The 25,729-nt window shown below is 69.4% G+C and carries 24 protein-coding genes; 21 read left to right on the top strand and 3 right to left on the bottom strand.

Annotated features, from left to right (window positions below; translation table 11 throughout):
- Positions 1-3 precede the first annotated feature (3 nt).
- Positions 4-2,328, top strand: a complete 2,325-nt coding sequence (gene parC / locus ACYBYQ_RS13245; protein ID WP_459614643.1) for a DNA topoisomerase IV subunit A — start codon at positions 4-6, stop codon at positions 2,326-2,328.
- Positions 2,329-2,375: 47 nt separating this feature from the next.
- Here parC and ACYBYQ_RS13240 read toward each other — a convergent pair whose 3' ends face one another.
- Positions 2,376-3,353, bottom strand: a complete 978-nt coding sequence (locus ACYBYQ_RS13240; RefSeq protein WP_459614642.1) for a GntR family transcriptional regulator — start codon at positions 3,351-3,353, stop codon at positions 2,376-2,378.
- A 172-nt stretch (positions 3,354-3,525) separates the two neighbouring features.
- On the opposite strand from ACYBYQ_RS13240, the gene ACYBYQ_RS13235 reads away from it, so the two are divergent.
- The 15 genes from ACYBYQ_RS13235 to ACYBYQ_RS13165 all read left to right on the top strand — a co-directional run bounded on the left by ACYBYQ_RS13235 (position 3,526) and on the right by ACYBYQ_RS13165 (position 17,534).
- Positions 3,526-4,269 carry an SDR family oxidoreductase gene (locus ACYBYQ_RS13235; RefSeq protein ID WP_459614641.1) on the top strand — a complete coding sequence of 248 codons (744 nt, stop codon included), beginning with the start codon at positions 3,526-3,528 and terminating at the stop codon, positions 4,267-4,269.
- Complete coding sequence (locus ACYBYQ_RS13230) at positions 4,266-5,396, top strand: Ldh family oxidoreductase (RefSeq protein WP_459614640.1); 1,131 nt, start codon at positions 4,266-4,268, stop codon at positions 5,394-5,396. Before ACYBYQ_RS13235 ends, ACYBYQ_RS13230 begins: the two co-directional genes overlap by 4 nt.
- Before the next feature lie 13 nt (positions 5,397-5,409).
- Positions 5,410-6,399 carry a C4-dicarboxylate TRAP transporter substrate-binding protein gene (locus tag ACYBYQ_RS13225; RefSeq protein WP_459614639.1) on the top strand — a complete coding sequence of 330 codons (990 nt, stop codon included), beginning with the start codon at positions 5,410-5,412 and terminating at the stop codon, positions 6,397-6,399.
- Between the two features lie 22 nt (positions 6,400-6,421).
- Positions 6,422-6,904 carry a TRAP transporter small permease gene (locus tag ACYBYQ_RS13220; protein WP_459614638.1) on the top strand — a complete coding sequence of 161 codons (483 nt, stop codon included), beginning with the start codon at positions 6,422-6,424 and terminating at the stop codon, positions 6,902-6,904.
- A 10-nt stretch (positions 6,905-6,914) separates the two neighbouring features.
- Positions 6,915-8,195 carry a TRAP transporter large permease gene (locus ACYBYQ_RS13215; RefSeq protein ID WP_459614637.1) on the top strand — a complete coding sequence of 427 codons (1,281 nt, stop codon included), beginning with the start codon at positions 6,915-6,917 and terminating at the stop codon, positions 8,193-8,195.
- Positions 8,196-8,392: 197 nt separating this feature from the next.
- Entirely contained in the window at positions 8,393-8,932 is a 540-nt protein-coding gene (locus ACYBYQ_RS13210) for a MarR family winged helix-turn-helix transcriptional regulator (RefSeq protein ID WP_459614636.1), read from the top strand.
- A complete protein-coding gene (gene ectA, locus ACYBYQ_RS13205) occupies positions 8,929-9,468 on the top strand; it encodes a diaminobutyrate acetyltransferase (protein WP_459614635.1) in 540 nt (179 codons plus the stop codon). Before ACYBYQ_RS13210 ends, ectA begins: the two co-directional genes overlap by 4 nt.
- A gap of 99 nt (positions 9,469-9,567) precedes the next feature.
- Positions 9,568-10,875, top strand: a complete 1,308-nt coding sequence (gene ectB / locus ACYBYQ_RS13200) for a diaminobutyrate--2-oxoglutarate transaminase (protein ID WP_459614634.1) — start codon at positions 9,568-9,570, stop codon at positions 10,873-10,875.
- The gene (locus tag ACYBYQ_RS13195; RefSeq protein ID WP_459614633.1) at positions 10,872-11,267 is read left to right on the top strand and encodes an ectoine synthase; all 396 of its coding nucleotides are present in this window, start codon (positions 10,872-10,874) and stop codon (positions 11,265-11,267) included. Before ectB ends, ACYBYQ_RS13195 begins: the two co-directional genes overlap by 4 nt.
- A gap of 17 nt (positions 11,268-11,284) precedes the next feature.
- A complete protein-coding gene (thpD, locus tag ACYBYQ_RS13190; protein WP_459614632.1) occupies positions 11,285-12,205 on the top strand; it encodes an ectoine hydroxylase in 921 nt (306 codons plus the stop codon).
- A gap of 197 nt (positions 12,206-12,402) precedes the next feature.
- On the top strand, positions 12,403-13,434 hold the full coding sequence (locus ACYBYQ_RS13185) for a 2-keto-3-deoxygluconate permease (protein WP_459614631.1): 1,032 nt from the start codon (positions 12,403-12,405) through the stop codon (positions 13,432-13,434).
- A complete protein-coding gene (gene dtnK / locus ACYBYQ_RS13180) occupies positions 13,435-14,652 on the top strand; it encodes a D-threonate kinase (protein ID WP_459614630.1) in 1,218 nt (405 codons plus the stop codon).
- The gene (pdxA, locus tag ACYBYQ_RS13175; RefSeq protein WP_459614629.1) at positions 14,649-15,704 is read left to right on the top strand and encodes a 4-hydroxythreonine-4-phosphate dehydrogenase PdxA; all 1,056 of its coding nucleotides are present in this window, start codon (positions 14,649-14,651) and stop codon (positions 15,702-15,704) included. Before dtnK ends, pdxA begins: the two co-directional genes overlap by 4 nt.
- A gap of 5 nt (positions 15,705-15,709) precedes the next feature.
- The gene (locus ACYBYQ_RS13170; protein ID WP_459614628.1) at positions 15,710-16,597 is read left to right on the top strand and encodes a GntR family transcriptional regulator; all 888 of its coding nucleotides are present in this window, start codon (positions 15,710-15,712) and stop codon (positions 16,595-16,597) included.
- Positions 16,598-16,661: 64 nt separating this feature from the next.
- A complete protein-coding gene (locus ACYBYQ_RS13165; RefSeq protein ID WP_459614627.1) occupies positions 16,662-17,534 on the top strand; it encodes an MOSC domain-containing protein in 873 nt (290 codons plus the stop codon).
- Between the two features lie 19 nt (positions 17,535-17,553).
- On the opposite strand, the gene sugE is transcribed toward ACYBYQ_RS13165, so the two are convergent.
- Positions 17,554-17,871, bottom strand: a complete 318-nt coding sequence (gene sugE / locus ACYBYQ_RS13160; RefSeq protein ID WP_459614626.1) for a quaternary ammonium compound efflux SMR transporter SugE — start codon at positions 17,869-17,871, stop codon at positions 17,554-17,556.
- A gap of 182 nt (positions 17,872-18,053) precedes the next feature.
- On the opposite strand from sugE, the gene ACYBYQ_RS13155 reads away from it, so the two are divergent.
- The 3 genes from ACYBYQ_RS13155 (at position 18,054) to ACYBYQ_RS13145 (ending at position 21,935) form a co-directional block, all read left to right on the top strand.
- Positions 18,054-19,100: a CDP-6-deoxy-delta-3,4-glucoseen reductase gene (locus ACYBYQ_RS13155; RefSeq protein WP_459614625.1), complete on the top strand. Its 1,047-nt coding sequence runs from the start codon at positions 18,054-18,056 to the stop codon at positions 19,098-19,100.
- 241 nt (positions 19,101-19,341) lie between these two features.
- Complete coding sequence (locus tag ACYBYQ_RS13150) at positions 19,342-20,598, top strand: D-amino acid dehydrogenase (RefSeq protein WP_459614624.1); 1,257 nt, start codon at positions 19,342-19,344, stop codon at positions 20,596-20,598.
- Between the two features lie 5 nt (positions 20,599-20,603).
- Positions 20,604-21,935, top strand: coding sequence for an extracellular solute-binding protein (locus ACYBYQ_RS13145; RefSeq protein ID WP_459614623.1), 1,332 nt, complete (start codon positions 20,604-20,606; stop codon positions 21,933-21,935).
- Between the two features lie 105 nt (positions 21,936-22,040).
- On the opposite strand, the gene ACYBYQ_RS13140 is transcribed toward ACYBYQ_RS13145, so the two are convergent.
- Entirely contained in the window at positions 22,041-22,895 is an 855-nt protein-coding gene (locus ACYBYQ_RS13140) for a DMT family transporter (protein WP_459614622.1), read from the bottom strand.
- Positions 22,896-23,330: 435 nt separating this feature from the next.
- Here ACYBYQ_RS13140 and ACYBYQ_RS13135 point away from each other — a divergent pair, with 435 nt between their 5' ends.
- Together ACYBYQ_RS13135 and ACYBYQ_RS13130 are read left to right on the top strand one after the other, a co-directional pair.
- The gene (locus ACYBYQ_RS13135; protein ID WP_459614621.1) at positions 23,331-24,131 is read left to right on the top strand and encodes a TrbG/VirB9 family P-type conjugative transfer protein; all 801 of its coding nucleotides are present in this window, start codon (positions 23,331-23,333) and stop codon (positions 24,129-24,131) included.
- Positions 24,128-25,729 (top strand): hypothetical protein, encoded by a 1,602-nt coding sequence (locus ACYBYQ_RS13130; protein WP_459614620.1) that lies wholly within the window; start codon positions 24,128-24,130, stop codon positions 25,727-25,729. The genes ACYBYQ_RS13135 and ACYBYQ_RS13130 overlap by 4 nt, the downstream gene beginning before the upstream one ends.

Raw genomic sequence — 25,729 nt, 5'->3', positions numbered from 1 at the left:
ACCATGACCGATACGCAACAGCCTGGCCTCTTCGACGGCGCTCCTTCCGACGACGATGCGGCCATCACCCTGGGCCGCTATGCCGAGCAGGCCTATCTCGATTACGCCGTTTCCGTGGTGCGTGGGCGCGCGCTGCCTGACGTGGGCGACGGCCAGAAGCCGGTGCAGCGGCGCATCCTCTACGCCATGCAGGCCATGGGCCTGGGCGCGGGGGCCAAGCCGGTCAAGTCGGCCCGCGTGGTCGGCGACGTGCTGGGCAAGTACCATCCTCACGGCGACCAGGCTGCCTACGACGCCATGGTGCGCATGGCGCAGCAGTTCACGCTGCGCTACCCGCTCATCGACGGCCACGGCAACTTCGGCTCGCGCGATGGCGACAACGCCGCGGCGATGCGCTATACCGAGGCGCGCCTCACGCCCTTCGCGAAGCTGCTGCTCGACGAGCTTGAAGAGGGCACGGTCGACTTCGTGCCCAACTACGACGGCAGCCAGCAGGAGCCGCAGCAGCTGCCTGCGCGCCTGCCGGTGATGCTGCTCAACGGCGCCTCCGGCATTGCCGTGGGCATGGCCACGGAAATCCCGTCGCACAATCTGCGCGAGGTGGCCCAGGCCTGCGTGGCGTTGATCAAGCAGCCCCGGCTGAGCGACGAGGAACTCCATGCACTGGTGCCGGGACCGGACTTCGCAGGCGGCGGGCAGATCATCACCGCCCCGCAGGACATCGCCGGCATTTATGCCACCGGCCGCGGATCGCTCAAGGCGCGCGCCCGCTGGCAGTTCGAGGAACTCGCGCGCGGGCAGTGGCAGCTGGTGGTGCACGAGCTGCCCCCGGGCACGTCCTGCCAGAGGGTGCTGGAGGAGATCGAGGAGATCACCAATCCCAAGGTCAGGGCAGGCAAGAAGAGCCTCACCGCCGAACAGCAGCAGGCCAAGGCCGTGATGCTGGGCCTGCTGGATGCCGTGCGCGACGAATCCGGCAAGGATGCCGCCGTGCGGCTGGTGTTCGAGCCCAAGACGTCCAAGGTGGATCGCGACGAGTTCGTCAACACGCTGCTCGCCCAGACCAGCATGGAGAGCAACGTCCCGGTCAACCTGGTGTGCATCGGCACCGACGGCCGGCCGCGCCAGAAGGGGCTGCGCGAGATCCTCGAGGAATGGCTGGCGTTCCGCACCGACACCGTGGTGCGGCGTACGCGCCATCGCCGGGACAAGGTCACCGACCGCATCCATGTGCTCGAGGGCCGCATGGTGGTCTATCTCAACGTGGACGAGGTCATCCAGACCATCCGCGAGTCCGACGAGCCGCGCCCCGCCCTGATGGCGCGCTTCGGGCTCAGCGAGCGCCAGGCCGAGGACATCCTCGAGATGCGCCTGCGCCAACTCGCCCGCCTCGAAGGCATCAAGATCGAGCAGGAGCTGTCCGAGCGCCGCGCCGAGCTGGAGCGGCTGCAGGACCTCCTCGACAATCCCGCCTCGCTCAAGCGCCTGCTGATCAAGGAGATCGAGGCCGACGCCAAGCAGTACGGCGACGAGCGCCGCACGCTCATCGAGACGGCCGAGCGCGCCGTGCTCGAGACCCGCGTGGTCGACGAACCCGTCACCGTCATCGTGTCGCAGAAGGGCTGGCTGCGGGCCCGCCAGGGCCACGGCCACGATCCCGGCCAGTTCAATTTCAAGCAGGGCGACGAGCTCTACGGCGCGTTCGAGTGCCGCACCACCGATACGCTGATCGCCGTGGGCGACAGCGGCCGTGTCTATTCCGTGGCGGTGGCCGCGCTGCCGTCCGCCCGCGGCGACGGCCAGCCCGTGACCACCATGATCGACCTGGAGCCAGGTACGCGCATCGTACACATGCTGGCCGCGGCGCCCGACACGCGCTGGCTGCTCACCACGCGCGGCGGCTTCGGCTTCGCCACACGCCTGTCCGACATGACCAGCCGCCAGCGCGGCGGCAAGCAGTTCGTCACGCTGGAAGCGGGCGACGAACTGCTGCGTCCGGTGCCGCTCTTCGCGGGCGCCACCCAGCTGGCGCTGCTCTCGGCCAAGGGCAAGTTCCTGGTATTCGGCCTCGACGAAGTCAAGACGCTGTCGGGCGGCGGACGAGGCACCATCCTGATGGGGCTGGACGCTGCCGACAAGCTGGCCCAGGTGGTGCCGGTGGGCCCGGGCGGACTACGCGCGGTGGGCATCTACCGCAACAAGCCCACCGAAGACATCCTGGCGGGCGAGGCCCTGGCCGCCTACGTCGGCAAGCGCGCCCGCAAGGGGCGGCAGCTCGATGTGCGGCCCAGGCAGCCGGTGCTGTCGCCCGTGCTGCCCCCGGCCTGACGGCGCGCGTCCGGCCCCAAGCCGGGCGGGCCATGCGCGCCCGGGGCCTACATCCGCTTCAGGTAGGGCAGGTCGTCCGGTTCGAACTGCCCCGCGAACGCTTCGATGCGCTGGATGGCTCGGCCCTTCGAGCCGTCGAGATGGGCCTCGAGCAGCCGGGCCGCCGCCCTCGGGCGGCGCGCCCGCAGGCATTCCACGATCTCCAGGTGCTCGGCCAGGAAAGGCTCGGTGGGATAGAGCCTGGGCATCCAGTTGTACAGGAACCGGTGCGCGATCAGCAGCGACTGGGGCAGGGCCAGGGCCTGCATCATGGTCTGCTTGCCGCAATACGACAGCACGGTGACGTGCAGTTCTTCCTCGAGCTGGTCGAGCATGGGCCCCTCGATGGTGTCGGGGCGGGCAATGGCGGCCTGCAGCCGCTGCCGCATGCCCTCGAGCAGGCCGGGAGGCAGGTGTTCATAGGCCTTGCGCAGCACGGCCGGCTCTATCAGGCTGCGCAGCTCGTACAGCTGGCTGACGTGGTCCGCGGTGAGCGCCGGCGCATGCCAGCGTGATCTCTCGTCCTTGCGCACCAGGCCGCGCTGCTGCAGCCGGCCGATCACGTCACGGGCAACGGTGCGGCTGACGCGGTAGTGCCTGGCCAGTATCGCCTCGTTGACCTGCCAGCCGGCGAACGAGGTGCGCGCCGTGATCTCGGCCTCGACCTCCGCATAGATTCTTTCCCAGCTGGACTGGGCCTGCAGCCGCATGGCCGGCTCGGCGGCGCCTTGCCGCCCGGCGCGGGCGTGGCCTTGCGGCGCCCCGCCGTGGGCCACCGCGTAGCCCCGCCCGGGCAGCTTCTCGAGCAGCCCCTCGCTGTGCAGCGATTCCAGCGCCTGGCGCGCCGGCGCGCGGCTGATGCCGAACCGGGCGGCAACGGCGGACTCCAGCAGCCGGGTTCCCGACGACAGCGCCCCGGACCGGATCTCGCCCGCCAGGATGTCGAATGCCTTTTCGTGCAGTCGTGCCGCCGCTCCTGTGCTCATCCCGTCCTTTTGCCGGATCCTGGCGCACGGGCCCGGACCCTGGAATAAAAGATTGCGTTCCTGCGAATTAATGTTTAGTGTACGCATCATACGTTTTGGGTGGCAACAAGAATCGCCGCAACACGCGGCACCGCACACACCCGGCGCCCGCCAGGGCGCCAAGGAGACAAACGTGTCAGGTCGTCTCGACGGCAAACGCGCCCTGATCACCGGGGCGGGGCAGGGCATCGGCCGCGCCATCGCGCTGGCCATGGCGCGCGAAGGCGCACAGGTCCTCGCAACCAGCCGCACCGCCTCCAAGCTGGCGGATCTTCCCGCGCTGCACGCGTCCATCGACACCTGCGCGCTGGATGTCACCGACGAGCAGGCGGTGGCGCGCACGGTGCAGGCGGCGGGTGATCTCGACGTGCTCGTCAACTGCGCCGGCCTCGTGCTCAACGGCTCCATACTCGAGTGCACGCTGCATGACTGGCGCCGCAGCATGGATCACAACGCCACCGGCGTCTTCCTCATGGCGCGGGCGGCGCTGCCGGGCATGCTGCGCCGGCGGCGGGGTTCCATCGTCAACGTCGCCTCGGTGGCGTCCAGCGTGTCGGGCGTTGCCAACCGGGCCGCCTATGGCGCCAGCAAGGCGGCGATCATCGGGCTCACCAAGGCCATCGCCCGCGACGTGATCGACCAGGGGGTGCGCTGCAATGCGCTGTGTCCCGGCACCACGTACACGCCGTCGCTGGAATCCCGCATCCAGGCCAGCGCAGACCCCGAAGCGGCGCGCCGCGCCTTCGTGGCGCGGCAGCCCATGGGGCGGCTGGGAACCCCCGAGGAAATGGCGGCCGCTGCCGTGTACCTGGCCAGCGACGAAACCGCGTTCATGACGGGCAGCGTGCTTGTGATAGATGGAGGCCAGACGCTATGACGCCGTCGCCGAACGGTTCCGCAACCGCCGGGCCGGTGGCCGGCCTGCCTGCGCTGCATGGGTTCTGCCTGGGCGTGCTGCAGGCAGCGGGCGCCGACCAGGCCAGCGCGGCCGCAGCCGCGCGGGCGCTCATGCATGGCACGCGGCTGGGCATAGACAGCCACGGCGTCAGGTTGCTGCCGCACTATGCAAAGGCCCTGGCCGGCGGGCGCCTCAACGGGCGGCCGCGGATCACCGTCCAGGTCAACGCCAGCGCGGTGGCCACGCTCGACGCCGACCACGGCCATGGCGCCCTGGCCACCTACCGCGCGATGGAAGAGGCCATGTCCCTGGCGGCCAAGGCCGGCCTGGGCGCCGTCGCGATCCGCAATTCCTCGCATTTCGGGCCGGCCGGCGCCTACGCCCTGCATGCCGCGCAGGGCGGCTGCATCGGGCTGGCGTTCTGCAATTCGGACAGCTTCGTGCGCCTGCATGACGGCGCGGCGCGCTTTCACGGCACCAATCCCATCGCCTGCGCGGTGCCGGTTGCCGGGGGCGACCCGTGGCTGCTCGACATGGCCACCAGCGCCATACCCTACAACCGGGTCAAGCTCTACCAGAGCCTGGGCAAGCCGCTGCCCGCCGCCGTGGCGTCCGACGCCGCGGGCGTGGACGTGACCGACGCCGCGCAGGTCGAGATGCTGGCGCCGCTCGGCGGGGAGTTCGGCTTCAAGGGCGCCGCCCTGGCCGGCCTGGCCGAGATCCTGAGCACCGCGCTGACGGGCATGAAGCACAGTTTCGATCTTGCTCCCATGGCTGGCCCGGATTTTTCCACGCCGCGCGGCCTGGGCGCTTTCGTGATGGCGCTGCGGCCCGAGGCATTCCTGCCGCGCGGCGCTTTCGACGCCGCCATGCGGCATTACCTCGAGGCCCTGCGCGCTTCGCCGCCGCGGGCCGGCATGCGCGTGATGGCGCCCGGCGACCGCGAGTGGGAGGTCGCAAGACAGCGCGACGCGCAAGGCGTGGAGATCGATCCCGATACCGAGGCGGCGTTCAGGCAGCTGGCCGACCAATATCGCCTGGACCTGCCGTTCGGCCGGCCGGGCGACCGTCCCGCGGGGCCCGCATCCGGGCAGCCCGCAACCTAGGAAGGAGCACATCATGGCGCACCCATCGAGAATCCTTGCAGCAATCCTGGCGGCACTGGGCCTCGCAGGGCTGGCACAGCCCGCCGCTGCGCAGGAAAAATACGTCCTGCGCTTCAATCACGTGCTGGGTCCGAACGAACCGTTCCACAAGGGCTTTCGCGAGTGGGCCAGGCGCGTCGAGGAGCGCACCCAGGGAGGCCTGAAGATCGACGTGTTCCATAGCGCGCAGCTCGGCGTGGAGGAAGACATCATCGAACAGATACGGCAGGGCGCCAACATCGGCCAGAACACCGACTCGGCGCGCCTGGGCAACTATCTGGCGCCCCTGGCCGTGATGAACGGGCCTTATCTGGTCTCCTCGCTCGACGATGTCTGGCGGCTGTCGGAGTCCGCCACGGTGCAGAAATGGCTGGACGAGCTGGCGAAGCAGCAGGGCATCAAGGTGGTGTGCTTCGATTGGGTGCAGGGTTTCCGGCATTTCTTCACCAACAAACCCGTGCGCAAGCCCGCGGACCTGAGCGGCCTGCGCATCCGCACCCCGCCGGCCCCCATCTGGCAGGAATCGGTCCGCGCGCTGGGCGCTGCGCCCACCTCCATGGCCTTCGGCGACATGTACCCCGGCCTGCAGCAGCGCGCCATCGACGGCGTGGAGCTGGTGTACGCCAACATCCCGGGTGGGCGGTTCTATGAAGTGCTGAAGTATGCCAACGAGACCTCGCACATCCTGCTGATCAACTTCGAAGTGGTCAGCGCGCAATGGTTCGACAAGCTGCCCCAGGCGTACCAGGCCGCGCTCACGGAAGAGTGCCGGGCGGTAGGCCGCCAGACGTCCGAAGACCTGGCGCAGATGAACGACAAGATCAAGCAGGACCTGCGCAAGCGCGGCATGCAGATCGTGGAGGACGTCGACGTCGCCGCGTTCCGCGAAGCCGGCGCCAAGGCCTACGACGCGCTCGGCCTCGCGCAGGCCAGGCAGCAGGTGCAGGCCGACCTGGGCCGCTAGCCACCTGATGAAGGAGGGCGGGATGCACAGGATCTACGAGTCGATCGGACGATGGGAAGCGGTGGTGGCCGGCGCATTGCTGGTCGCCATGGTCTTGCTGATACTGCTGGGGGGCATGGCCAGGCTGGCGGCGTACCCGCTGAACTGGACCATGGACCTGGCCACCTGCTTTTTCTCATGGGCCTGCTTCCTGTGCGCCGACATCGCCTGGCGGCGCGACGCGCTCATGTCCATCGACCTGGTCACCGCGCGCCTGGGCCCGCGCGGCCAGCGCATCCTGCTCGCCTGCAACTATGTGATCCTGCTGGCGTTTCTCTGCTATCTGGTCTATGCAGGCTTCAGCCTTGCATGGACCAGCCGCGGACGCAGTTTCCAGGGCATACCCGGCGTCAGCTACTCCTGGGTCACGGCCAGCCTGCCGGTGGGGGCGATGCTGCTGCTGGCCACCACCCTCGTGAAGCTGTCCCGCCTGCGGCGCGCGGGCGCGCTCCAACCCACCGCATGAGGCATGCCGCATGCTGCTCGTCGTCCTCGCCTTCCTGATCCTGCTTTTCATGGGCATGCCCGTGGCGTTCTCCATCGGCATAGCCGGGGCGCTGTACTTCGTCCAGCATCCAGAGCTGCCCGCCACCATCCCGATCCAGCAGACGGTCTCGCAGACGCAGAATTTTGCGCTGCTGGCCATTCCATTGTTCATCATGGCGGGCAACCTGATGAACGCATCCGGCATCACGGGGCGGCTGCTCGACCTGGCCTCCGTGATCGCCGGCCGGCTGCGGGGCGGCCTGGCGCAGGTGTCGCTGGTGCTGTCGGTGCTGATGGGAGGCGTGTCCGGATCGGCCATCGCCGACGCCGCCATGCAGAGCCGCATGCTGGGAAGCGAAATGATGTCGCGCGGCATGTCCAGGGGATTCACCGCCGGCGTGCTGTCGTTCGGCTCGCTGCTCACGCCGGTGATCCCTCCGGGCCTGGGCTTCATCATCTACGGCACGATAGGCCAGGTGTCGATAGGGCGCCTGTTCGCCGCCGGGCTGTTGCCGGCATTGCTGCTGTGGGCCGTGCTGGCGGCCGCCGTCTCCCTCACCGCCCGGCGGCGCGGCTACCCTGCGGCGAGGCCGCATCGCGCCGGCCTGCCCGAGACGCTGCGGGCGCTGCGCGGCGGCATATGGGCCCTGCTGTTTCCCGTGATCCTGCTGGTGGGGCTGCGCCTGGGCGTGTTCACGCCTTCGGAGATCGGCGCCTTCGCCGTGGCGTACGCCGTCGTGATCGGCGTGCTGGCCTACCGCAAGCTCGATGGCGGCTCGTTCGCGCAGGCCATGCAGGGCACGCTGGCGGACGTGGGAGCCGTCATGTTCCTCATCGCGCTGTCGGGAGTCTTCAGCTACGGCATCGTGCTGGACCGGGTGCCTGAACTGGTTTCCGACACGATGCTGGGGCTCACCGACAGCCTGAACGGCACCATGGCGCTGATCGTGGCTTTCCTGCTGGTCTGCGGATTCTTCGTCGACGCCACCGTGCTGATCATCATGCTGACGCCGATCTTCCTGCCGCTGGTGGAGAGCCTGGGCGGCGACCCGGTCCATTTCGGCGTGGTGTTCGTCATCGCCGCCACCATCGGCAATTTCACGCCGCCCGTCGGCGCCGCGATGTTCGCGGTGTGTTCGGTGCTGAAGTGCCCGGTGGGCGAATACGCCCGCGAATCCGTGCCGCTGCTCGTGGCGGTGGCGCTGGCCACCCTGGTACTCATCTTCGTGCCCGATCTGGTGCTGCTCGTACCGGACTGGCTGTTCCGCTAGGGCGCAGCCCCTTCATGAAACTGGATGTATCTCCTGGCCGCGCCGCGCGGGACCAGGCGATACGCGCTATGTTTTGTCATCTTGTGGAAACAGGCGGCCATTTTTTTACATCTTGCCGGCAATTGGATTTGACGTGGATTGCCTGAGTCCATATCATTTGTGTAGAAATCAATTTTGTTGAAGTCTTTCTATCACTCATGAATAGCTCATCCACGGATCCCTCGCAGCAATACGATCTGCGCATCCTGCGGGCCCTGCGCCGCATCACGCGCTCGATCGCGCTGCATTCGCGCCAGCTGGCAGCGGTGAGCCACATCACGGCTCCGCAGCTGCTGTGCCTGCGCACGGTGATTGCCAGCGGGCCCATGACGGCCACCGCCATCAGCCGGGAGATCCATGTCAGCCCGAGCACCGTGGTAGGCATCCTGGACCGCCTCGAAGACAAGGGGCTGATCCGCCGCGAGCGCGGCCGCGAGGATCGCCGCATCGTCTTCGTGTCGGCCACCGAGGCCGGGCGCGCGCTGGCGCTGGAGGCGCCGTCGCCGCTGCAGAAGCACCTGGCCGATGCGCTCAACGAACTGCCGGAACTCGAGCAGGCCACCATCACCCTGTCCCTGGAGCGCATCGTCGCCCTCATGGAACAGAAGGGTCACGCCGCCGAGGCCAGCGATGTCGCCTCGCCCATCCTCGAGGTCCCCACCGGCGGGGCGCCTCCCGAATCGGGCCTGGTCGTATGAAGGGCAGCGAACACCATCTCCCCGTTTCCGCGGCCTATGCGCTGCGCAAGCCGCGGCGCACCGATGGGGCGGCCATCCACCGGCTCATCGCCGAGTGCCCGCCGCTCGATCTCAATTCCCTGTACGCGTATCTGCTGCTGTGCGAGCACTACGCCGACACCTGCGTCGTCGCCGAATCTCCCGGCGGACGCATCGACGGTTTCATTTCCGCCTATCTGCCCCCGAACCGGCCCGACGTGGTCTTCGTGTGGCAGGTGGCGGTGCATTCCCGTGCACGCGGCCACCGGTTGGGCCGCACCATGCTGCGAGAACTCCTCGAACGTCCGGAGCTCGCGCATGTTCGTCATCTCGAAACCACGGTGGGGCCTGACAACCAGGCTTCGCGCCGCACGTTCGCCGGGCTGGCCGGCGAACTGGGCGCCCACATCGCCGAGCAGCCGTTCTTCGACCGGCAGCTTTTCGGCGGCGCGGATCACGACGACGAGATGTTGTTGAGGATGGGTCCGCTCTGTGCACGCCCCGCCGGGCGCGCCTGAGGACCCTCATAACCGGGACCCTGTTCCGGGCTGGCGCAGCCTTGCGCACGCCGGCCGGGGCAAGGCGTCTTTCAACCAAACAGAAGGGAGGAAAAATCCATGGACTTGAAAATTTTCGACCGGATGGAGTCGGAGGTGCGAGGCTACATCCGGTCTTTTCCGGTGATATTCAGCCAGGCCCGCGGCTCCGTGCTCATCGACGAAGACCATAACGAGTACATCGACTTCTTCAGCGGCGCCGGCACGCTCAACTACGGCCACAACAATCCCGTTTTCAAGGAAAAGCTGGTCGAGTACCTGCAATCCGACGGCGTGGTGCACGGCCTGGACATGGCCACCAGCGCCAAGAAGCGTTTCCTTGAAACCGTGGATCGCGTGCTGCTCAAGCCGCGCAACTGGCAGTACACGCTGCAGTTCACCGGCCCGACGGGCACCAATGCCGTGGAAGCCGCGCTGAAGATCGCGCGCCAGGTCAAGGACAGGCCGAACATCATCTCGTTCACGCACGGTTTCCACGGCGTGAGCGGCGGTTCCCTGGCGGCCACGGCCAACATGAAGTTCCGCGATGCCGCCGGCTACGCCCTGGGCAATACCACCTTCATGCCGTACGACGGTTATTTCGGCCCGGACGTGGACACCATCGCCTACCTGGAACGCATGCTCGATGATCCCAGCAGCGGCCTGGACAAGCCCGCCGGCGTCATCGTCGAGACCGTGCAGGGCGAGGGCGGCGTCAACGTCGCCACGCTGCGCTGGCTGAAGGAACTCGAGAAGCTCTGCCGCCGCCACGACATGCTGCTGATCGTCGATGACATCCAGGTGGGCTGCGGCCGCACCGGCAGCTTCTTCAGCTTCGAGTCCGCCGGCATCCGCCCCGACATCATCACGTTGTCCAAGTCGCTGTCCGGCTACGGCCTGCCCATGTCGCTGGTGCTGATGAAGCCCGAACTCGACATCTGGAAGCCCGGTGCGCACAGCGGCACGTTCCGCGGCAACAACCTGGCCTTCGTCACCGCCACCCAGGCCCTGGAGAGCTACTGGTCCAGCGACGCCTTCGCCAACGAAGTGCAGCGCAAGGAGCGCCTGGTGCGCGACTGGCTCGAGAACCTGGCACACAGCTATCCCAACGCCGGCCTGGCCGTGCGCGGCCGCGGGCTGATCCAGGGGCTGGTCACCGCCGGCAATCCCGAACAGGCCAACCGCATCGCGCGCAAGGCGTTCGAGCGCGGCGTGGTCATCGAGACCTCGGGAGCGCACGACGAAGTCCTCAAGCTGCTGCCTGCGCTCACCATCGAAGACGAGCTGCTGACCCGCGGCCTCGATGCGATCGAGGCCAGCGTGGCCGAAGTGCTGGCCGAGGATGCCCAGCCTGCCCGTGTTCTCAACTTTGGAGGTAAACGCCGATGATCGTACGCAACGTGAAAGATGTGATCGGGACCAAGGACGAAGTCGTCACCGACACCTGGATGAGCCGCCGCGTGCTGCTCAGGAAGGACGGCATGGGCTTCTCGTTTCACGAGACCACGATCTTTCCCGGCACCCGTACCCACATCCACTACAAGAACCACCTCGAGGCAGTCTGGTGCATCGAAGGCGACGGCTCGATCGAGGTCGTGGCCGACGGCAAGACGTACGAGCTCGGCCCGGGCGTGGTCTACGCGCTGAACGAACACGACGAGCATTGGCTGTGCGGCGGCAAGGAGCCGCTGCGCGTGATCTGCGTGTTCAACCCGCCGCTCACCGGCCAGGAAGTGCATGATGCCGAAGGGGTCTACGCCCTGGTCGACGAAGCAGCCTGAAAACGAGGAGGCATGACATGATCAGTCCTGCAAAGGATCCGTACGCGTCGCGTACCGACCGCGGCGCCGCCATCATCGCCCGCCAGGACCCCGTGGTCTATGGCGACGGCAAGTACGTCGAGGCGCTCCCGCCGGACCAGCTGGCGTCCTACGAGCGCGATGGTTTCCTGTTGCTCGAAGACCTGTTTTCCGAGTCCGAAGTGGCAGCGCTGCTGGCCGAAGTGGAACGCATGGCGCGCGACCCCGCCATCATCCGGCGCGAAGAAGCGATCACCGAACGCGGCAGCAACGCCGTGCGCTCGATCTTCATGGTGCACGTGCTGAGCCCGGTGATGGCGCGCCTGGCGCGCGATCCGCGCCTGGCCAACGTGGCGCGCCAGATCCTGGGTTCCGAGGTCTACCTGCACCAGACCCGTGCCAACATGAAGCCGGGCTTCAAGGGCAAGGAGTTCTACTGGCATTCCGATTTCGAGACCTGGCACGTCGAGGACGGCATGCCGTCCATGCGCGCGCTGAGCTGCTCGGTGCTGCTGACCGACAACAACGAGGCCAACGGCCCGCTGATGCTGGTGCCGGGCTCGCATCGCCACTTCATCTCGTGCGTGGGCGAGACGCCCAAGGAGCACTACAAGGAGTCGCTCAAGAAGCAGGAGTACGGCGTGCCCGACCCGGTGAGCCTTCAATTGCTGGCGGAGCAGGGCGGCATCCGCACCATGACGGCCCGTGCCGGCTCGGTGGTGTTCTTCGACTGCAACACCATGCACGGCTCCAACAGCAACATCTCGCCGTGGCCGCGCGCCAACGTCTTCATGGTCTACAACAGCATGGAGAATACGCTGAACGCGCCCAAGTACGGCCTGGATCCCCGTCCGGAGCACATCGCCACGCGCAAGGCCTTCAAGGCCGTCACGCCGCTGGATACGCTCAGGTTGGTGTAGGCGGCCCAGGCGGCCACCGAACCCGGGATTGCATCCCGGGTTTTTTACGCCATGGCGCTGTCCAACTGGGGACGCATCTCGGGCGAGCTTGTACGTACAGGCTGTACGTATCGGTTTAAACTAGCGGTTTTCCCGCCCGGAGCCGGCCGCCGGACTCCGCTTCTCCACATCCATACCCAGAAACCCTGGAGACACCCATGACAACCGAAGTTTCCCGCTTCCCCATGTTCGGCACGATGATGAAAGTGCCCGGCGGCCTCATGCTCATCCCCCTGATCCTGGGGGCCATCATCGGCACTTTCGCGCCCGATGCGCTCGGCATAGGCGGATTCACCACCGCGCTGTTCAAGAACAGCGCGCTGCCCTTCATCGCACTGCTCATCTTCGCCACCGGCACCCAGGTCAACATGCGCACCGGCGGGCCCATCCTGGCCACGGCGGGCACCATCCTGCTGACCAAGACGCTGATCCCCGCCACGCTCATCGTCCTGCTGGGCACCATGGTGGGCATCGACGGCGTGCTGGGCGTGTCCATCCTGGCCATGCTCGCTGCCTTCGACAACAGCAACGGCGGCCTGTGGCTGGCCTATACCGGCCAGTACGGCGACAGCCGCGACCGCGGCGCCTATGTGGCCAGCGCGGTCAACGACGGTCCGTTCTTCAGCCTGCTGTTCCTCGGCGGCTCGGGCCTGGCCGACATCCCGGTGATCGCCCTGGTGGCGGCGCTGGTGCCGTTCATCCTGGGCGTGATCGTGGGCAACCTCGACGTGCAGTGGCGCAACGTGCTCAAGCCCGTGCCCAACATCGTCATCCCGTTCTTCGCTTTCGCGCTCGGCACGGGCATCAACCTGGGCGCCGTGGTTTCGGGCGGCATGACGGGCATCGTGCTGGGCCTGCTGATCAGCCCCATCACCGGCGCGCTGGTGTACCTGGGCTATCGCTGCATCCTGCGCCGCGGCGGCAAGAGCGGCCTGGGTTTCGCGGCCGGCACCACCGCGGGCAACGCCATCGCCACGCCCGCCGTGGTGGCGGCGGCCGACCCGACCTTCCAGCCCTACGTGGCCACCGCCACGGCGCAAGTGGCGGCCTGCGTGCTGATCAGCTCCATCCTCGCGCCCATGCTGGCGTCGTACTTCCTCAAGCGCGCCGGGGAACTCAAGCCGGTGGAAGAGGGCGTGCTGCCCGACGGCGCGGAGTCGCTGCAGGCCGCCCGTGGAACGGGTGTCTGAGTGAGCGCGCCCTTCATCGCCATCGTCGCCGACGACCTCACCGGGTCGGGCGACACGGCCGTCCAGTTCGTGCGCGCAGGCTGGTCCACCCAGTTGTCGGTGGGCGGCGCGGCCCAGGCCCTGGCCGATCCCGCCGTGCGCGACGCCGAGGTGCTGGCCATCACCACGCACAGCCGTCCGCTGGCTGCCGCGCAGGCCGCCGACGTGGTGCGCCATGAAGTCGGCCTGCTGCGCGCCGCCGGCGTGCGGCGGATGTACAAGAAAGTGGATTCCACGCTGCGCGGCGCATTCCGCGCCGAGATCGAGGCGGCGCGCTTGGCCTGGCATGACGATGCCGTGGCCGTGGTGTGCCCGGCGTTCCCGGCCACGGGCCGCACGCTGCGCCAGGGCGTGCTCTACGTGGGCGACGTGCCGGTCACCGAAACCTCCGCGGCCACGGATCCGGTCACGCCCGTTACGCAAAGCCACGTGCCCACGCTGCTGGACTGCGCGCTGGTGAGCCCGGGCGCCGACGAGGCGCCCGAGGCGCTGGCACGGCGCCTGGCCGAGGCCGGCCCGGTGGTGGTGGTCGACGCCGCCACCGACGCCGACATGGCGCGCCTGGCCCGGGCCGTGGCCCTGCTGGGCGAGCGCGCGCTGCCGGTGGGCGCAGGCGGGCTGGCCCAGCCGCTGGCACGGGTCTGGGCCGGCGCCGACGCGCGCGGCGCGGTGCTCGCGGTGGTCACCTCGCAGCACAGCGCCTCGCGCCGCCAGGCCCGCGCCTTGAGCGACCACGGCGCGCAGGTCTGGGCGCCCACGCTCGACGAGCTGGCCGACGATGGCCAGTGGCAGCGCTGGTCGGCGCAGGTGTGCGACCAGGCCACGGGGCTGCCGGACGCGGGAGTCTGGCTGCTGCTCGCGCCCGAAGGGCGCCGCGCGGGCCTGGATTCCGATCGTGTGGCCCAGCGTCTGGGCGAGCTGGCGTCGCGGCTGATCCTGGGCTGCCCGGTCTCGGGCGTGATCGCCACCGGCGGCGATGGCGCCAGCCAGGTGCTCACGGCCCTGCAGGCCAGCGGGATCGCGCTGGTCGACGAAGTGACGGGAGGCGTGCCGCTGGGTACGCTCACCGGCGGTCGCGCCGCCGGCCTGCCGATAGTCACCAAGGCAGGCGGCTTCGGCGATGACGATGTATTGATCCGGGCCGCGCAGGCGATCCGGGAACGGAGATTCAAACGATGACGCAAGCTGATACTTCCCCCAAGCTGCCCCTGTTGGCGGTCACCATGGGCGATGCCGCCGGCATCGGCCCCGAGATCACGGCCAAGATGCTGCTGGGCCACGACGATCTGCGCCAGCGCGCCCGCTTCGTGGTGGTCGGCGACAGCGCCTCGCTGCTGAAAGCCGCCCAGGCCCTGGGCGCCGATGCGTCGAAGGTGCGCACCATCGGCTCGCCCGAAGAGGCCACCAACGAGCCCGGCACCATCGAAGTGATCCAGGCGGGCCCGTCGCTGGCCCACGTGAAGCCGGGCGAACTCGATGCCGATGCGGGCGCCGGCTCGGCCCGCTTCGTGATCACGGCGTGCGCGCTGGCGCGCGAAGGCCGCATTGACGGCATCGTCACCGCGCCGCTGAACAAGGCCGCCATGCACCTGGGCGGCCACAAGTGGCCGGGCCATACCGAACTGCTGGCCCATGAGTTCGGCGTCAAGACGTTCTCGCTGGTGCTGTCGGCCGGCGACCTATACATCTTCCATGCCACCACGCACGTATCGCTGCGCCAGGCCATCGAAGACGTGAATCCGCAGCGCATGCGGGCCGTGCTGCGCCTGGCCGGCGCCTTCGCCCAGGCCCTGGGCCGCGCCGACCAGCCCGTGGCCGTGGCCGGCCTCAACCCGCATGCGGGCGAGAATGGCATCTTCGGCACCGAGGACGCCGAGATCCTGGCGCCAGCCGTGGCCGAGGCCAATGCCGCCGGCATCCTGGCCGCGGGCCCCATCCCGGCCGACGCGCTGTTCCCGCAGGCGGTGCGCGGCAAGTGGAAGTTCGTGATCGCCTGCTACCACGACCAGGGCCATGCGCCGTTCAAGTCGGTGTACGGCGACGATGGCGTCAACATCACCGTGGGGCTGCCCGTGGTGCGCGTGTCGGTGGATCACGGCACGGCCTTCGACATCGCGGGCAAGGGCATCGCCCGCGAGGACAGCCTGGTCCTGGCGGCAGAGCGCGCCGCCCAGCTGGCCCCGGGCTGGGGCCATGTATGGGAAACCGCCCGCACCACCACCGGGGGCTGAGCCCCATGGTGCCGAGCGCGGGGGCCGCGGATCTGGACCGCTCCGGCGCGATCCCGCTGCATGTGCAGGTGGCCCACCACCTGCGTGACGACATCCGCGGACGCCGCCTGGCCGCGGGCACGGTGCTGCCCAGCGAGGCGGCGCTGTGCCGGCAGTTCGGCGTGGCGCGCAGCGTGGTGCGCCAGGCCCTGGCCGCCCTGGTGGCCGAGGGGCTGATCCAGCGCGATCCCGGCCGCCCGCCGGTGGTGACCGCCCCGCGCGAGCATCGCCGCCTCGTGCAGCGCTCCACCGGCCTGTTCGAGCAGTTCGCGCAGCTGGGCGTGGCGCTGAGCACGGAAGTGCTGGTCTGCGCGCCGGCGCGGCCGCCTGCCGAGGTGGCGGCGTTCCTGCAGACCGAGGACGCGCTGCTGCTCGAGCGCCTGCGCAGCGTCGAGGGCAAGCTCCTGGCCTATGTGCGCACCTGGTTGCCCAATGCGGCGGTGCCGGGCCTGCGCGCCGAGCACCTGCGCGATGCGTCCTTGCACCGGGTGCTGGGCGAACGCTACGGCCTGCATCCAGGACGCGGACGCAACCGCATCCGCGCGGTGGCGGCCGATCCCCGCCTGGCGCAGCTGCTGGAGGTGCCCAAGGGCAGCCCGTTGCTGATGCTGGAGGGGCAGGGCATGGACCAGGCGCAGCGGCCGCTGGAATGGTTCACGACCTGGCATCGCCCGGAGAACCTGGTCTTCGACGTGGACGTGGGGCCGGCGCGCGAGCACGTCCAGGCCTCGCTGCGGGTCGAGGCAGGGGCTGCGGCAGCCGCCGCAGACGCGCAGCCGGCCGGCGCCCCGCTGGAAGATGCGGAACAGGCCCTGCTGCAGGCCCTGGCCGCGATACGCGCGCTGCGAGGCTGAGACCGCCGCCGGGCGCGGCGGTCTGCTATGCTGGCCGTCCCCCGCATGCACGCGCCAACTGCCCATGTCCGCCCGCCTTCTCAGCCTGCACGTCTATCCCGTCAAATCCTGCGCCGGCATCGACCTGGCCGAATCGGCGCTCGATCGCGCCGGGCTGGCCCACGACCGCCGCTGGATGCTGGTCGACGGGGAAGGGCGCTTCATGACCCAGCGGCAGCACGCCGCCATGGCCCGGATCGGCACGGCCATCGAGGACGGCTGCCTGCGCCTGGACGCGCCCGGCCGCGAGCCGCTGCGCGTGCCCCTGGACGGCAGCGAACTGGCAGGGGATGTGGAGCAGGTTGGCGTCTGGCGCGACACGGTGCCCGCCCGCGCGGAACATCCGCGGGCCGCCGCGTGGCTCAGCGCGTTCCTGGGCCTGCCGTGCCGGCTGCTGAAGGTCGACGCGCAGGCGCGGCGCGATGCCAAGCAGGAGTGGGTGGCCCGCTGGCGCGAACGCCATCCCGACCTGGCCGGGCCCTTCGCGGGAGACCATCATTTCGGCTTCGCCGACGGCTTTCCGCTGCTGGTGGCGAACCAGGCTTCGCTGGAGGAGCTCAACGCCAGGCTGGCGGCCAAGGGCGTGGCGCCCGTGCCGATGGACCGCTTCCGGCCCAACATCGTGGTGCAGGGCGAGGACTGGGCCGCCTATGAAGAAGACCATACCGCCATGATCACGGTCGGCGGCGCGCGGCTGGCGCTCGTCAAGCCCTGCACGCGCTGCACGATACCCGACATCGACCAGGCCACCGGCGTGCCGGGCACGGAACCCGGCCGCACGCTGGCGGCCTACCGCAGCCTGGACATCGGGGTCGTGTTCGGCCAGAACGCCATCGTCGCCGAAGCCTCGGCGCATCTGCGCGTGGGCGATCCGGTGCAGGTCGAGCTGGATTTCTGAAGCGAGCAGCGGGCGGGCCTCAGCCCGCCGACAGCTTCAGCCCCGCCAGGCCGGCCACGATGAGCAGCACGCTGGCCACGCGCGCCGGCGTGGCCGATTCGCCGAACAGCACGATGCCGGCCACGAAGGCGCCCACCGTGCCTATGCCGACCCAGACGGCGTAGGCCGTGCCCAGCGGCAGCTGCTTCATGGCCAGCGACAACAGCCAGAAGCTGCCGACCATGCTGGCCCCCGTGACCAGGCTGGGCACCAGGCGGGTGAAGCCCTGGGTGTATTTGAGTCCGACGGCCCAGACGACTTCGAGCAGTCCGGCCACGATGAGGAGTATCCAGGTCATGACGACGATCCCATGCGTTCGGGGTCGTCCCCGGGTTCAGTTGCCGCTCCGGCCCTGCCTGGCCCGGAGTCCGGGCCCCGGGCCGTCCCGGGGCGTCAAAAATTATAGAATGGGAAATTGTCCGCTGCCCGGGCCGCCGTCCGGCCGCCGGCGCGTCGTTCCATACCGTTTTCATATCCGCCATGAGCTTCCAGGTCACTATCCAGCCCAGCCAGCATCAATTCCAGGTCGAGTCCGGCCAGACCGTCCTGGAGGCCGCGCTGGCCGCCGGAATCGTGCTGCCCTACAGCTGCCGTACGGGGGCGTGCTCCACCTGCAAGGGCCGGGTCGTGTCCGGCCAGGTCGATGCCGGCCCGTATCCGGCGCAGATCCTCGCGCCCGAGGAACTGTCGCAGGGCTATACGCTGTTCTGCCAGGCCAGGCCGCAGTCCGACCTGGTGCTCGAATCCACCGAGGTGCGGCTCGCTTCCGACATCCAGATCCGCAAGCTGCCGTCGCGCGTGCAGGCCATCGAGCGCGTGGCGCCCGACGTGGCCGTGCTGCGGCTGCAGCTGCCGGCGTCCGAACAGTTCCGCTACTACGCAGGGCAGTACGTCGAAATCATCCTGCGCGACGGCAAGCGCCGCAGCTATTCGATGGCGAACGCGCCCCACACGGGCAGCCCGCTGGAATTGCACATCCGGCACATGCCCGGCGGCGTGTTCACCGATCATGTGTTCGGCGCCGGCGCCACGCAGATGAAGGAGCGCGAGATCCTGCGCCTGGAGGGGCCGTTCGGCTCGTTCTTCCTGCGCGAGGACAGCGACAAGCCCATCGTGCTGCTGGCCAGCGGCACCGGCTTCGCGCCCGTGAAAGCCATCGTCGAGCACATGATCCACCAGCAGATCCGCCGTCCGGCGGTGCTCTATTGGGGCGGCCGCCGTCCGCGCGACCTCTATTTCGATGCGCTGGCGCGCTCCTGGACGGAAGCGCTGCCGGGCTTCCGCTACGTGCCGGTGGTGTCCGACGCGCTCGAGGAAGATGCCTGGACGGGACGCACCGGTTTCGTCCACGAGGCCGTCATGCAGGACCTGCCCGACCTCTCGGGATACCAGGTCTACGCCTGCGGCGCGCCGGTGATGGTGGATGCCGCGCGGCGCGAATTCAGTGCGCAATGCGGGCTGCCGGCAGACGAGTTCTACGCCGACTCCTTCACTTCGCAGGCCGACCTGGCCCCCGCCGCGGCGTGAAGAACGGCATGGCCCGGATTGCCGCAGGGCAGGGGATCCAGGCCGGGATCCGTGGCGTAGGCGCGGGTCCGGCGGCGGGGTACACTGCCGCGAACCGGACCAAGGCCCCGGGAATACCCGGGAAGTGGTCCCATATGGGGCGGGTGGCCATGGCCGGCGGGCGGGCGGCCATGGCCGGAGGGTGGGCGGCCCCGGCCGGCCTCCCCGGGAAACCAGCCAGCATCCACGGAGCACAGCGCGCATGAAGATAGCGGTATTGGGCAGCGGCATCATCGGCATTTCCACGGCGTGGTGGCTCAGGCAATCCGGCCATGATGTCGTGGTCGTCGACCGGTGCGCCGGCCCGGCCCGGGAAACCAGCCTGGCCAACGGCGCGCAGATATCCGTCTCGTATGCCGAACCCTGGGCCAATCCGCAGGCGCCGCTCAAGCTGCTCAAGTGGATGTTCCGCGACGACGCGCCGCTGTTGTTCCGGCCGCAGCTCGACCTGCGCCAGTGGGCCTGGGGCCTGGCATTCCTGCGTGAATGCCTGCCGTCGCGCCTGGCGCCCAACATCCGCGCCATGGTGCGGCTGGCCGAATACAGCCGCGCCACCTTGCGCGGCATGCGCGCCGAGCTTGGCATCGAATACGATCACCTCGAGCGCGGCATCCTCAATTTCTACCGCGACCCGCACGAATTCGAGGCCTCCCAGCGCGCCGCCGGCGTGATGCGCGACTTCGGCGTCGAGCGCCGCGTGGTCGGGCCGGACGAGGTGGTGGCCATAGAGCCCGCGCTGGCCCCCCATCGCGGCACCATCGTGGGCGGCGACTACACGCCGGAAGACGAGAGCGGCGACGTCCACCTCTTCGCCGCCGCGCTGGCGCGCCACTGCGAGACGGCCGGCGTCGAGTTCCGCTACGGCACCCAGGTCACCCGGCTCTTGAGCGTGGGAGGGCAGGTGCAGGGCGCCGAGCTGATCCAGCCCGACGGCAGCTACGGACGCCTGGTCGCCGACGCCTACGTGGTGGCGCTCGGCAGCTACAGCCCCGCGCTGGTGCGTCCGCTGGGCGTGCCGTGCAACGTGTATCCGGCCAAGGGCTATTCGGCCACGTTCCCCATCCTGGCGCCCGAGCGCGCGCCCAGCGTCAGCCTTACCGACAGCAGCCACAAGGTGGTTTTTTCCCGCCTGGGCAACCGCCTGCGCATGGCCGGCACCGCCGAGCTGTCGGGATATACGCGCGACCTCAACGCCGCGCGCTGCGAAGCCATGACGCGCCTCGCACGCGAGCTCTTTCCCGACGCCCTCGATTTCGAGGGCGTCGCCTACTGGTCGGGCCTGCGCCCGTCCACGCCGTCGAACGTACCGCTCATCGGCCGCACCCGCGTATCCAACCTGTATCTCAATACAGGGCACGGCACGCTGGGGTGGACGATGGGGGTCGGTTCTGGACGGGCTCTGGCCGACCTGCTGAGCGGGCGCCGGCCGGAGCCCGAATTTCCTTTTCTTGGTTTGTGAAACCCATGAAGAAACTGCAACTCGCGGGCCTGCCCCGCGCGATGCGCGCCATCCGGCGCGTGTGCTTGTTCGGTGTCGCCATTTCGGCCATCGGGGCCGCGCACGCGGCGCCGGTCGAGATCCAGGTCTGGCACAAGCTCGACGGGGCCAACAAGGCCGAATTCGAGAAACTGGCCAAGGAGTTCAACAAGTCGCAGGCCGAGGTCGAGGTCGAGCTGCGCGCCTTCCCCTCCGCGCAGGCGTTGCAGCAGGAGGCCACGGCGGCCGTGCGCGCCAAGAAGGCCCCCAACCTGGTGCAGCTCGACGACAACCACTCGCCCGAAGTCGTGGCCGAGCACAAGGCCGTGCTGCCGCTGCATCAGCTGCTGGCCAAGTACCCCATCAAGGACCTCGACTGGTTCCTGCCGTCCACCACCAGCTTCATCCGCGACAGCCGCGGCCGGCTGCTGGCCTTCCCGTGGATGGCCGAGATCCCGGTGATGTTCTACAACACCGCCTACTACAAGAAGGCCGGGCTCGACCCGAACCAGCCGGCGCGCACCTGGGCTGCCCTGCAGGGCGACCTCCTGAAGCTGCGCGACGTGGCCAACATCGAATGCCCGTACGCCTCCAGCGACCAGGTGGCAGTGCATCTCGAGAACCTCGCGCCCATCAACAACCAGGCCTACACCACCAACAACAATGGCCTGGATGGCGGCCGCACCGCGCCCACCATGAAGTTCGACACGCTGTACATGCGCCACCTCTCGCTCATGGTCAGCTGGAAGCGTTCCCTGCTGTACACGGCCAGCTCCGGCGACCGCACCAATGATGCGCTGTTCGCCAAGGGGCAGTGCGCCGTCCTGACCTCGGGGTCAGGCGCGCTGGGCCAGTTCATGGCGACGAAGTCGCTGTCCTTCGGCGTGGCGCCGCTGCCGTACTACGACCAGGCCACCCCCAGCGGCGGCCGGCCCTTCGTAAGCGGTTCGGCCCTGTGGGCGCTGGAGGGCCATCCCGCCGAGCAGGACAAGGCCACGGTGCAGTTCCTGGCCTGGCTGTCCAAGCCCGTGGTCGCCGCGGCCTGGCACCAGCACACCGGCTACCTGCCGCTCACCGAAGCGGCGTTCCGCGCTTCCGACGTCTCGTTCTACAGCCGCGTGCCCGGCGCGCAGCAAGTGGTCGCGTCCATGCGCGGCCAGCCCGCGCCCAACAACCGCGGCTTCCGCATGGCCAACTACGATCGCATCGCGCCGGTGCTCAACAGCCAGCTCGATGCGGCGCTCGCCGGCCAGACGCCGCCGATGGCCGCGCTGAACAACGCGGCCGCGCAGGCCAAGACGCTGGCTCAGCAGCGCTGAACCCGCACCCCGGCGCCGGCGCCTTGCGCGCCTGGCGCCGGCGTCGCATGCAGCCCGGCATCCCTGCCGGGCTTTTTGCTGGCCGCGTCGGGCGTGCGGGCCTGGTCAGTGGCGCCGGAACACCAGCGCCAGCCCCCCGAGTATGGCTGCCATGCCCGCCATGGCCACGTAGGGCAGCGCATTGCCCAGCACCAGGTAGTCCAGCAAGGCCGTCACCCCCGGCACCAGGTAGAACAGGCTGGTGACGTTCACCAGGTTGCCCGAGCGGATCATCCGGTACAGCAGCAACTGCGCCGCGACCGAAATCACCAGCCCCAGCCACACCACGGGAATGACGAAGCCCCAGCTCCAGTCGATCGTGAAGGGCTGGAACGGCACGAACAGCAGGCAGAGCACCAGGCTGGCGGCATACTGCAGGGGCAGGACTTCGGCCGGCGCCTGCAGCACCCGTTTCTGCATCATCGCACCCACCGTCATGCAGGCCAGCGCTCCCACGCCGTAGAGCACGCCGGCCGCAGACAGCCGTGCGATGGCCAGACTCTGCCACACCACCAGGGCAAGTCCGGCCAGGGCCAGCAGCAGGCCGGCCAGCCGGTGCAGCGGATAGCGCCGTTCAGTGAGCAGCAGGGTGAGGATGGGCTGCGCGCCCAGCAGGGTCGCCAGCAGCCCCGGCGTCATGCCATGGGCCATGGCCTGGAAGTAGCAGAGCGCGTAGCTGCCTATCAGCAGCAGCCCCGTCGCGGCCACCCGCGGGGCCGTGCCGGCTGCAGGCAGCCAGCGCCCACGATGCCAGGCTGCGGCGGTCAGGACGGCCAGGGCCAGCACGAAGCGCAGGGCGAGCAGGGCCAGGGGGGAGCCGTGGTCGAGGCCCCAGCGGGTGAAGATGGCGGCGCTGCCCCACAAAAGAACGAACAGGGTCATGGAGCCATGGGCGGCCCATGAGGCATATCGGAATGTCATGTCGAAACTCGTCTGTCTGGATTTGGACCACCCCGATCCCCGGCGCGAGGGCGCCGATCACGAATGGGAGCGGGGTCGGGAAGGCGGCCCGATCAGGCCGCGGCGGCCACGTGCGGCGGCGGCGCGCTGCCGTTGACCGGCGGTGAGACAGACGAAAGAGGGGGAGTCGCCGCGCGCGCACGCCAGTGCGCGACCCGCGATGCGGGCGCGTGCAAGCCGGAGTGTGCGACGGGCTTCATGAAGGAGAGTGGCGCTTGCGAAGTATGCGTATTGCCGGAAGGCAAAAAATATACCACGCGGCGGGGCTTCCCGGATCGCCGCGCGGTCGCGGCCGCATGGACCGATTGTTCCATGCGTACATGTCTGTCTAGGCGCTTCCCGGCGCGCGGATCACCATGCATGCCTGTCGCAGTCTGCTGCGTTGCGGGGGTGTCCATGTTGCGGTTCATCTGTATTTCGCTTGTGCTGCCGCTGGCCGGTTGCGCCCTGTCCCATGGGCGGCCGGCCTGGGGCGGCGGCGCCACGGCGGGCGTATTCGATTTCAACTGGCAGTTGTCGGGCGATGCGGCCGTCGCGCCGCTGCAGGTGTTCGGCACCGACCGCGAGATCTGGCTCCAGTTCGACGCGGGGCAGCCGATCCCGGCGCTGTTCGCCAGCACGCCGCAGGGCGACCGCCCGCTGTCGTACCGGCGGCAGGAGCCCTATGTCATCGTCGAGGGCAACTGGCCCCGCCTGACGCTGCGCGGCGGACGCTACGCCGCCCAGGTCACGCGGGCCGGCGTGTCGCCCGGGAGCGCGCCGGCCGGCCCGACGGCGCCGTCCGCTCCGCTACCCCAGTCCGGGCACGCGCGCCTCGTTCCCGAGGCAGCCTTGGCGGCGGGCCCGGCGCTTGCGCCGGTCGCCGCCTCACCGGCCGGATCCGCGCCCGACTCCGCCTCCCCGATCTATCGCGCCGCGCCACCCGACACCACGCTGCGCGCGGTGCTCTCGCGCTGGGCCGGCGCCGCGGGCTGGACCTTCCAGGCACAGCACTGGAGCGTGGACGTCGACATTCCCCTGGCGGGCAGCGCCGATTTCCCCGGCGAATTCCGCGATGCGGTGCGCGCGCTGCTGTCCTCCACCGAGCTCACCGACAGGCCGGTGCAGCCCTGCTTCTATGCCAACCGCGTGTTGCGCGTGGTGCCGCACACCCAGGCATGCGACCGCACCATGGCGCGCACCGGAGCGTCGTCATGAACGCGCGCCGTGCCGGCGCAATCGCCATGCTGGCGGCATCCCTGCCGGGCGTGCTGGCGGGCTGCGCGGTGTCCGAGCAATTGCGCAGCCTGCGCGACAGGGTGCTGGGCGCCCAGCAGGAACTGCAGGCGCGCCAGCAGGGCTTCAAGCAGCAGCTCGGCGATGCCGGCGCCAGGCGGGCCGCCCAGGATGTGGCCAAGCCCTGGCTGGCCGGTCCGGCCCAGCCGCTGGCGCGCGAGGTGCTGCTGCCGCCCGCCTTGCGCGCCGACGTCGACACCACGCTGCTGTTCTCCGGCAGGGCCGACCTCCCGGGCATCGCGGAACGCCTGCAGCGCGCCACGGGCATACCGGTGCGCGTGCATCCCGACGCACTGCTGCCGCAGGAATATTTCCTGCCGCGCCTGCAGGACGCAACACAGCTGGCCACGCCGGCGGCCACGCATCTCGAGGTCCGGTCCGGCCCGAGGCCGCTGCCCGACACCCTCGACGCCTTGGCTGCCCACCTGTACGTGCATTGGCGCTACCACGATGGCGCCATCGAGTTCTATCGCACCCAGACACGCGTGTTCGACGTGCGTGCGCTCACCCTGGCGAGCCGCGTCGAGGCGCGGCTGGGGCGGGCGGCCGACCCGCAGCCCGGCGGCTTCGAAAGCCGTTCCAATACCGTGCTCACGTCCGGCGACCAGCAGCCGTTGGCTGCGGTGCGCGACCGCCTCGAACCCTTCCTCACCCGGGCCGGCCGCATCGCCGAGATCGACAGCGGTGGAACGTCGCTGGTCATCACCGACACGCCCGAGGTGCTGTCGCGCATCGCGGCCTTCATCGAGCGCGAGAACCGCACGCTCACCCGGCGCGTGCGGCTGGTGTTCGAGGAGATCACCGTGCTGGTGAACGATGCGTCGGAAGGCGGCATCGACTGGGGCGCCGTATACGACAGCGTGCGCAGCGCCGCGGCGTTCACCGTGCCCGCCGCGGCCGACGCGTCCGCCGCCGCACTCGACGTGGCGGTTTCCGCCGGGCCGTTCGCCGGTTCGCGCGCGGTGATCTCGGCGCTGAGCCAGACCGGGGCGGTGCTGCGGCATTCCAGCGTGCCGCTGCTCACGCTCAACCGCAGGCCGGTCACGCATGCAGTGCGCTCCACCTTCTCCTACATAGACCAGGTGCAGAGCGTGGCCGTGGCCTCGTCGGCGGGCGGCGTCTCGGCGGCCTTGCCCTCGGTCTCCGTCTCGCAGAAGCAGGAAACCGTGGGCACGCTGCTCACGCTGGTCCCCGACGCGCAGGATGACGGCAGCATCCTGCTCTCCGTTTCCTACGACAACACCGTGGCGCAGCCGCTCCGGTCAGTCACTTTCGGCGAGGCAGGGAATCAGCTGCAGGTGCAGCAGATCGAGCTGGACGGCAACGGCACGGTGCAGCAGGTGGAATTGCAGCCCGGCATGCCGGTCATCCTGTCCGGCTTCGATCGCCGCCAAGACGAGTACGAGCGCCGCCGCGTCCTGCCCGATGCGCCGCTGCTGGCAGGAGGGCAGGACCGCAGCGCGCGTGACCGCCTCACCACCATCGTGATGATCACGGCGCAGGTCGAGGATGGCGTCTGA

The organism is Bordetella sp. 2513F2 (assembly GCF_054642735.1).
Note: the sequence above shows the minus strand (reverse complement) of the source record. Positions and strands in the feature narration are given on the sequence as shown.

Bases quoted from the DNA above. Each gene is read 5' to 3' on its own strand.
- parC (WP_459614643.1), top strand. From the start codon at position 4: ATGACCGATACGCAACAGCCTGGCCTCTTCGACGGCGCTCCTTCCGAC.
- ACYBYQ_RS13240 (WP_459614642.1), bottom strand. From the start codon at position 3,353: ATGAGCACAGGAGCGGCGGCACGACTGCACGAAAAGGCATTCGACATC.
- ACYBYQ_RS13230 (WP_459614640.1), top strand. From the start codon at position 4,266: ATGACGCCGTCGCCGAACGGTTCCGCAACCGCCGGGCCGGTGGCCGGC.
- ACYBYQ_RS13225 (WP_459614639.1), top strand. From the start codon at position 5,410: ATGGCGCACCCATCGAGAATCCTTGCAGCAATCCTGGCGGCACTGGGC.
- ACYBYQ_RS13220 (WP_459614638.1), top strand. From the start codon at position 6,422: ATGCACAGGATCTACGAGTCGATCGGACGATGGGAAGCGGTGGTGGCC.
- ACYBYQ_RS13215 (WP_459614637.1), top strand. From the start codon at position 6,915: ATGCTGCTCGTCGTCCTCGCCTTCCTGATCCTGCTTTTCATGGGCATG.
- ACYBYQ_RS13210 (WP_459614636.1), top strand. From the start codon at position 8,393: ATGAATAGCTCATCCACGGATCCCTCGCAGCAATACGATCTGCGCATC.
- ectA (WP_459614635.1), top strand. From the start codon at position 8,929: ATGAAGGGCAGCGAACACCATCTCCCCGTTTCCGCGGCCTATGCGCTG.
- ectB (WP_459614634.1), top strand. From the start codon at position 9,568: ATGGACTTGAAAATTTTCGACCGGATGGAGTCGGAGGTGCGAGGCTAC.
- ACYBYQ_RS13195 (WP_459614633.1), top strand. From the start codon at position 10,872: ATGATCGTACGCAACGTGAAAGATGTGATCGGGACCAAGGACGAAGTC.
- thpD (WP_459614632.1), top strand. From the start codon at position 11,285: ATGATCAGTCCTGCAAAGGATCCGTACGCGTCGCGTACCGACCGCGGC.
- ACYBYQ_RS13185 (WP_459614631.1), top strand. From the start codon at position 12,403: ATGACAACCGAAGTTTCCCGCTTCCCCATGTTCGGCACGATGATGAAA.
- pdxA (WP_459614629.1), top strand. From the start codon at position 14,649: ATGACGCAAGCTGATACTTCCCCCAAGCTGCCCCTGTTGGCGGTCACC.
- ACYBYQ_RS13170 (WP_459614628.1), top strand. From the start codon at position 15,710: ATGGTGCCGAGCGCGGGGGCCGCGGATCTGGACCGCTCCGGCGCGATC.
- ACYBYQ_RS13165 (WP_459614627.1), top strand. From the start codon at position 16,662: ATGTCCGCCCGCCTTCTCAGCCTGCACGTCTATCCCGTCAAATCCTGC.
- sugE (WP_459614626.1), bottom strand. From the start codon at position 17,871: ATGACCTGGATACTCCTCATCGTGGCCGGACTGCTCGAAGTCGTCTGG.
- ACYBYQ_RS13155 (WP_459614625.1), top strand. From the start codon at position 18,054: ATGAGCTTCCAGGTCACTATCCAGCCCAGCCAGCATCAATTCCAGGTC.
- ACYBYQ_RS13150 (WP_459614624.1), top strand. From the start codon at position 19,342: ATGAAGATAGCGGTATTGGGCAGCGGCATCATCGGCATTTCCACGGCG.
- ACYBYQ_RS13145 (WP_459614623.1), top strand. From the start codon at position 20,604: ATGAAGAAACTGCAACTCGCGGGCCTGCCCCGCGCGATGCGCGCCATC.
- ACYBYQ_RS13140 (WP_459614622.1), bottom strand. From the start codon at position 22,895: ATGACATTCCGATATGCCTCATGGGCCGCCCATGGCTCCATGACCCTG.
- ACYBYQ_RS13135 (WP_459614621.1), top strand. From the start codon at position 23,331: ATGTTGCGGTTCATCTGTATTTCGCTTGTGCTGCCGCTGGCCGGTTGC.
- ACYBYQ_RS13130 (WP_459614620.1), top strand. From the start codon at position 24,128: ATGAACGCGCGCCGTGCCGGCGCAATCGCCATGCTGGCGGCATCCCTG.